This is a genomic window from Pseudoalteromonas sp. SG41-2, from assembly GCF_014164535.1.
GTDB classification, from domain to species: domain Bacteria; phylum Pseudomonadota; class Gammaproteobacteria; order Enterobacterales; family Alteromonadaceae; genus Pseudoalteromonas; species Pseudoalteromonas rhizosphaerae.
This window is the reverse complement of the sequence record NZ_JACJFK010000135.1, coordinates 1-287: the sequence shown is the minus strand read 5'-3', so window position 1 is coordinate 287 and position 287 is coordinate 1. Positions and strand designations below refer to the sequence as shown.

Here is a 287-nt window from a genome sequence, read left to right as displayed (position 1 = left end):
TTTGATGCGCCGAGCACGGCAACAAATACTTGAGCAGTCCGTGTTTCCTGCGTTGTGGGGCACGTGATGGTCAGTGTGGGGCCACAATAATCCACAAACAGCTTTTCACCACCTTTATGATGCTGCCGCATCGACAACCGTTGTTTCCCCACCCATTCCCGGTAGGCGCGGCAGAAGTGGCTATAGCTGTAATAAGGCTCAGCGACTTTCTCACGCATTTCATCGAATACTAACTGCAACGTCAAATGTTTGTGCTGCTTTAAATCCTTATTGATGGTGAGCCAGTC

At 49.8% G+C, this 287-nt stretch carries 1 pseudogene; it reads right to left on the bottom strand.

Annotation, left to right across the window (positions count from 1 at the left end):
- Positions 1 to 287 (bottom strand): annotated as a pseudogene (locus tag H5186_RS23450) (IS21 family transposase); the annotation flags it as partial.